Consider the following 6,967-nt stretch of genomic DNA (forward strand, 5'->3'; position numbering starts at 1 on the left):
ACAAGGTGCGCGTGAAGATTTCTGAGGTGATACCGGAAACATACGTCGAGACTACGATATCGCGCCGGAAACGTTTCCGGAAACAACTGGCCGCGGAGTTGGCGAAGCAGGGCTGGGAACCCGTGCTTCATACGATACCGAATACCTATCAGAGGCATTGATCGGGACATACCTGCCACCCACCATCATCTGGAACTGACCTGATTCCTCAGAGTTGCCGACGAACAGACCCCGGCTTTTCGAGGCGCGCTAGATATGCTCGCCAGAGGTGATTTGACCTGGCGAGCCGAGAGACCCGAATCCTCGTCATCTTCGACACATGAGGCTCCGGGCCGGTTCAACAAAGCGGCCTATTGCCGGCGGTGACGGCGGGGCAATGCCTCTATCATATACGCCTCGCCGGGTGGGGATTTCACGCTTCAAATAGACCGCCCGTCTCAAGAACGATTCTTCCGAGGTCTTTGCATCAAGTTGGTCACTTGAACCGAACAGAGCGCCTGACCCAGTGCTCAATTTATGAGCGCACTGCTCAAATTCCAATGCCCCCCTGCGTCATTTTCTAGTTCCCTTGACTTGGATTGGCCCAGGAAATCGTGGTTCCTGCCCATGTCCCGACTTGGCACGGGGCATGCTTATTCCACGACGTGGTCGTGCTTGAGGCGCAGAGAGGAGTCCGCAAGTTTCTTATCGGCAAGCAGAGCGGGAACCATGTGTATGGGGGTACGAATGTGGATATCCATTCCTTTCCCGATCGCTACGGCCTGAGTCAGATGAAATGGTTTTGCCCAAGTGGCCTGAAAGACGGGCTTACAGATTCGGACACTTTTTGACCCTCTGTTTGCAGGTGAATATACTCATGTGTGAATGTGCGAGGAGAATTGTCCTGATTCGTGAGCCGAATGCGGGCAATTTGCGGCCGTGCGAGTTGCGATTCTTGAAGCAGGTTCATAGACTGTTATTGAAGCGCAAGGGGGCGTGAAGTCCCGGGTCTACCGTCGGCAGGGGGCATATGATGGTGACGCTTGAAGACCTTACTCCGGGGACTGCCGTACGCGGCATTGTCCCGGGTAGAATTGTAACCATCGAGGCGGTGAAGTGGATCGGGGACAGCGTCATCGAGGTCACCCACAAAGACTCGCAAGGCAACCTTGGCAACCAGCTACTGTACAGGGATCAAGAACCCAGCCTGGAAGTCGTGGAGCAAGGCCGCCCTTGGAGCTTTGATGGAGACGGCGAACTCCTCAAGCTGGTCTCTGAAGCATACCGAATCCGGCTGGCTTACCTGTTTGACCCGCTGCTCGCGGTCCATACGTCTATCATCGAACCGTTGCCCCACCAGATCACGGCGGTCTACCAGGAAATGTTACCGCGCCAACCATTGCGTTTTCTGCTTGCCGACGATCCGGGCGCGGGCAAGACCATTATGGCCGGGCTGTTCATCAAGGAACTGCTGATCCGCGGCGACCTGAAACGCTGCCTCATCGTCTGCCCGGGTAACCTGGTGGAGCAGTGGCAGGACGAGCTGTACCGGAAGTTCCACCTGCCCTTCGAGATCATGACGAACGAGGGCTTGAATGCAGCACGGACGGGCAACTGGTTCCTGGAAACGCCCCTGGCGATCTGCCGTCTCGACAAGCTCAGCCGGAATGAGGACATCAAGGCCAAGCTGGAAACGACCGACTGGGACCTGGTGGTCTGCGACGAAGCGCACAAGATGTCGGCCTCCTTTTTCTCGGGAGAGGTCAAGGCGACCAAGCGGTACAATCTTGGAAAGCTCCTCTCCGGCGTGGCGCGCCATTTTCTCCTGCTCACGGCGACCCCTCACAACGGCAAAGAGGAAGATTTCCAGCTGTTCATGGCGTTACTGGACGGCGACCGCTTCGAAGGCAAGTTCCGTGATGGGGTGCATGTCGTCGATGCCTCCGACCTTATGCGCCGCCTGGTCAAGGAGCAGCTCCTGAAGTTTGACGGCAGGCCCCTGTTCCCGGAACGCCGGGCATACACGGTTCAATACCGATTATCGGCTGCGGAGGCGCATCTCTACGCAGAGGTCACGGAGTACGTCAAGCAGGAGTTCAATCGCGCCGACAAGCTGGGTGACGACAGCCGGAAAGGGACGGTCGGCTTCGCGTTGACGATCCTGCAGCGGCGACTGGCCTCCTCCCCGGAGGCGATCTACCAGTCACTCCGGCGCAGACGCGAGCGTCTGGAAAAACGCCTGCGCGAGGAAGAACTCCTGAAGAGAGGGGCCGAGGTTGCATTGACTCCCGGCGCCAAGGCCCGGGAACTGACGGAAGAGGACCTTGAGGAACTCGATGATGCGCCCGACGCGGAGGTAGAAGCCCTGGAGGATGAAGTCGTCGACCTCGCCACGGCAGCGCAGACTATCGCGGAGTTAAAGGCGGAGATCGATACCCTCGTTCGGCTCGAGAAGCTGGCCCAGGAGGTCAGGCGAAGCGGCACGGACCGGAAGTGGGACGAACTTTCCAGGCTGCTGCAGAACAAGGCGGAGATGTTCGACGCGCAGGGCCATCGCCGCAAACTGGTAATCTTCACCGAGCACCGGGACACGCTCAAGTACCTCACCCAACGGATCCGCACGCTCCTGGGCCAGGATGAGGCCGTCGTGAATATTCAGGGCGGCATGCTGCGGGAAGAACGGCGCAAGGCGCAGGAGTCTTTCACCCAGGACAAGAACGTGCAGATACTGGTGGCCACGGATGCCGCGGGCGAGGGCATCAATCTTCAGCGTGCCCATCTGATGGTGAATTACGACCTCCCCTGGAACCCCAATCGATTGGAGCAGCGTTTCGGCCGCATCCACCGCATCGGACAGACGGAAGTGTGCCATATGTGGAACCTCGTGGCCGACGAAACGCGCGAAGGCGATGTCTACCGCAAGCTCCTTCTCAAGCTCGAACAGGAACGGGAAGCCTTGGGCGGCCAGGTGTTCGACGTGCTCGGGCAGATCACGTTCGAGAACCGTTCCCTGCGCTCCTTACTGGTGGAAGCCATCCGGTACGGCGACCTGCCCGAAGTCAAGGCACGGCTGGAAAGGGTCATCGAAAACGCGCTTGATTACACGAAGCTCAAGGAGCTCATTGACAGCCGCGCGCTGGTGCGCGACGCCATGGACGTCGCGCAGGTCTACAAGATCCGGGAGGAGATGGAACGCGCGGAAGCCCGCAAGCTGCAGCCCCACTTCATTCAGTCCTTCTTCCTGGAAGCCTTCCGGCAACTGGGCGGCAAAATACACGAACGCGAGACGAAGCGGTTTGAGATTACGCACGTGCCGGGCAAGGTGCGCGACCGCGATCGCCTGATCGGCACCGGTGAGCCCGTCCTGAAGAGTTACGAGCGGGTCACCTTCGAGAAGAATCTCATGCAGGTTCCCGGAAAGCCGCTGGCGTCTTTCTTATGCCCCGGCCATGCGTTGATGGATGCGGTTGTCGATCTCATTCTGGAGCGCCACCGCGACCTCCTCCGCCAGGGGGCGGTACTCGTCGACCCCAACGACGAGAGCCGGAATGTGCGCGCCCTTCTCTACATCGAGCACGCCATCCAGGATGCCCGCCTGAACCAGTCCGGAGGCCAGCGCGTCGTATCCAAGCAGATGCAATTCGTAGAGATGGACTCGGAGGGAAGAGCAACCAAGGCGGGGTATGCCCCCTATCTGGACTACCGTGCGCCTGCCGAAGACGAATTGTCGGTGGCGAACCCCCTGCTGGAGCAGTCCTGGCTGTCGCGCAATCTTGAGACAGAAGCCCTCAGATATGCCGTCACCCAGCTCGTGCCGGCCCATATTCAGGAAGTGCGCCAGCGCAAGGAAGCCATGATCGACAAGACCCTGGAGCAGGTCAAGGCGCGGCTTACCGCCGAAATCAACTACTGGGACCATCGCGCGCAGGAATTGAAGGCCCAGGAGGCCGCGGGAAAGCAGCCGCGGATGAACTCGCAGAAAGCCCAGGAACGGGCCGACGAACTGGCGGCGCGCCTGCGCAAACGCCTCGAAGAACTCGAACAGGAACGCCACATTTCTCCGGCGCCTCCCGTTGTCATTGGCGGCGTGCTGGTTGTGCCCGAAGGACTCCTTGAAGAGCTTAAGGGCAGTGACGCGCGGGCGGCGGCGGAACTCGCGGAGGAGAAGAAGAAAGTCGAGTCGGCTGCAATGGCCGCTGTCATGGAGGCGGAACGCCGCCTGGGCAACGAACCGCGTGACGTGAGCAGCGAGAACTGCGGCTACGACATCGAATCGGTCATTCCCAACGGGGGCGGTAAGCTGCGGTTCATCGAGGTCAAAGGACGCTGGGCCGATGCCGACACGGTCACTGTCACCAAGAACGAGATCCTGACGGCACTCAATAAGCCCGACGATTTCATTCTCGCTCTTGTGAAGGTGGACGGCGAGGTGGCCCAGGTGTGTTACGTGCGCAAGCCGTTCACGTCGCCGCCGGATTTCGGCGCGACAAGCGTCAACTATCGCATTGACGCGCTCATGGAAAATGCGGAAGAGTTGTAAATATGGCGCCGCGCCTTGGATGAGACAGTCTTCGGAAATGTCAATGCCTCTATGCAATGGCGGCGGCGGTGTTTTGAAGGCTTATGAAGTCTGCGTTAATGCGAGGGAATTGAGCGCGCATGAGTGAAAATCGGCATTCCTGGATTGAGGTAGCTCCCGCAGAACTGGGGGAAGCTCTCGGGCAATTGACAAGGCTCCCCAAACCGCGGAAGCGCGTCCGGAAGGCCATCGTTTCCCTCGAGAACATGGAGCTGGTCCTGAGCGACGGTCTCAACACGGTTAAGGTGAAAGGCTCGGGCCTGTGGCCGGTGCCTGCCGTCATGGCCTACCCGGCTTTCAATGTCCTGGCCAAGGTAGCAAAGCTCGCGGACCAAGAGAAGCCGTTCGTTCTCGAAGGCGTTGGCAATCAGGTCAAAGCCGGCAACGCCACCTTTGCGTGCAGCTTCCAGAGGGCGGAAATCAACGTGCAGGGCGTGCTGTCGTCAGAGCGCGAGAGACAACGGGTCACGGAAGACAATGCGGACATTTTCGGCACGGGCTCGGCAGGACAGTTTGGTTCAGCGTGGTTCCTGCGCCAGATCAAGGAACTGTATCCCGACGCCGACACCGGTTCTGCGGTCGAGTATGTCTTGGTGACGATACCGGCTTTCCCGAATCTTGTTATCCATGTGCGGCCCGCCTGGGCCGAGTTTCGTATCGCGGCAGACCCTGCCGCCGCTCCGATGGACTGGCGGACTTCGAGCGAGCTGTGGAAACGATTTGGGTATCCCGTTATTGGTGAGTTGGGGGTCGACGCACTCCTTCGTTGGGCTGGTAAGATTGCGGCCAGGAAGATTAATCAGAAGGCCAACGAGACGCGATGATGAGAATCATGCAAGCAAGATGCCCGCGCTCCCAGGGGCGCTCCCGGGGCGCTACGCAAAGGAATCTTAATGGAACAGCGAAAGAAACTGATTGAAGTTGCGTTGCCGTTGGAGGCGATCAACGAGGCGTCGGCGCGGGAGAAGTCCATCCGGCACGGGCATCCGAGCACGCTGCACTTGTGGTGGGCGCGGCGGCCGTTGGCGGCGGCAAGGGCGGTCATCTTTGCCCAGATGGTCGACGACCCGTCGGGGTACGTGGACGAACTTCAGGCCGACCCGGTCAAACGGGCGGCCGCCGAGAAGGAACTGAAGAAGCGCCAGGCCGAATACACGGCTAAGCAGAAGCTTGCGAAAACGGCGGCGGTCCCGGAGCCGGAACCCACCCTCGACGGCGTTCTCGCCGAATTGGAGCGTAAACGGCTGTTCGCCATTATCGAGGACATGGTCCGGTGGGAAAATACCACCAACGAGGCGGTGCTGAACAAGGCGCGCACCGAGATCTGGAGCAGTTGGAAGCGGGCCTGCAAAGAGAATGCCGGACACCCTCGGGCGGACGAACTCTTCAATTCGGACAAACTGCCGGGGTTCCACGACCCCTTTGCCGGCGGCGGGGCGTTGCCGTTGGAAGCCCAGCGGCTCGGCCTGGAAGCCCATGCCAGTGACCTCAACCCCGTGGCGGTGCTCATCAACAAGGCCATGATCGAGATCCCGCCCAGGTTCGCGGGCATGCCGCCGGTGAACCCGGAGGAGAGAAGAGAGTGGAGAGGGGAGAGAAAAGAGGCGGGAGGGGAGAGAAAAGAGGCGGGAGGAGAGAGAAAAGAGGCGGGAGAAGAGAGAAAAGAGGGAAGGAGGGGGAAAGGCGGTGCATTATCGGGACTTGATTGTGTGGCGGAAGGCGATGGAGGCGGCGCGCGAGGTCTATCGGCTGGTTCCGGATCTGCCCAGGGAAGAGCTCTACGGGATGCGGTCCCAATTGACGCGGGCAGCCGTATCGATACCGGCGAACATCGCGGAAGGTTGGACGCGGGAATCAAAACGGGAGAAAAGCCAGTTCCTTGCGATAGCCCAGGGCTCGCTGGCGGAAGCAGAGACGCTTCTCACGCTGTGCGAACAGGTGGGGTGGGTTCCGGAGGGGGAGACAGGGACGCTTCGTGCTCTATTGGACGAGGTCAGCCGGATGCTGACGGTTATGCGCCGAAAGAATCGGGCGTAACTCGTCCTTCGGGTCTCGCTTCTCACTCCTCTCAACTCTTTTCTCGCGAGTGGCGCGGCGCCCAAGGTCTCGCCGAGGACGTGCGCTATTACGGACAGTGGATGCGCGACGAGGCCGAAAAACGCATCGGCCACCTCTATCCCAAAGCCGAGATCACGGAAGACCTCGTCCGCGAACGCCCCGACCTGAAATCGTATCTTGGTAAGAAGCTCACCGTCATCGCATGGATCTGGGCGCGCACCGTAAAGAGTCCCAATCCGGCATTCAAAGACGTCGACGTGCCGCTTGCCTCCACATTCATGCTTTCCACGAAGAAGGGTAAAGAGGCGTATGTGGAGGTTGAGAAACGAGGGGAGAGAAGTGAGAAACGAG

The 6,967-nt window shown here is 59.8% G+C and carries 3 protein-coding genes and 1 pseudogene; all 4 read left to right on the forward strand.

Annotation, left to right across the window (positions count from 1 at the left end):
• Positions 1–1,012: 1,012 nt before the first annotated feature.
• The 4 genes and pseudogenes from PLJ71_22325 to PLJ71_22340 all read left to right on the forward strand — a co-directional run bounded on the left by PLJ71_22325 (position 1,013) and on the right by PLJ71_22340 (position 6,595).
• Entirely contained in the window at positions 1,013–4,519 is a 3,507-nt protein-coding gene (locus PLJ71_22325; protein ID HQM51426.1) for a helicase-related protein, read from the forward strand.
• Positions 4,520–4,638: 119 nt separating this feature from the next.
• Positions 4,639–5,382, forward strand: a complete 744-nt coding sequence (locus PLJ71_22330; GenBank protein ID HQM51427.1) for a hypothetical protein — start codon at positions 4,639–4,641, stop codon at positions 5,380–5,382.
• Between the two features lie 69 nt (positions 5,383–5,451).
• Positions 5,452–5,601, forward strand: a pseudogene (locus PLJ71_22335) (DUF1156 domain-containing protein).
• Between the two features lie 679 nt (positions 5,602–6,280).
• A complete protein-coding gene (locus PLJ71_22340) occupies positions 6,281–6,595 on the forward strand; it encodes a four helix bundle protein (protein ID HQM51428.1) in 315 nt (104 codons plus the stop codon).
• Positions 6,596–6,967 lie beyond the last annotated feature (372 nt).

The sequence above is a fragment of the Candidatus Hydrogenedentota bacterium genome (assembly GCA_035416745.1).
Lineage (GTDB): Bacteria > Hydrogenedentota > Hydrogenedentia > Hydrogenedentales > SLHB01 > UBA2224.

Bases quoted from the DNA above. Each gene is read 5' to 3' on its own strand.
- PLJ71_22330 (HQM51427.1), top strand. From the start codon at position 4,639: ATGAGTGAAAATCGGCATTCCTGGATTGAGGTAGCTCCCGCAGAACTG.
- PLJ71_22325 (HQM51426.1), top strand. From the start codon at position 1,013: ATGGTGACGCTTGAAGACCTTACTCCGGGGACTGCCGTACGCGGCATT.
- PLJ71_22340 (HQM51428.1), top strand. From the start codon at position 6,281: ATGGAGGCGGCGCGCGAGGTCTATCGGCTGGTTCCGGATCTGCCCAGG.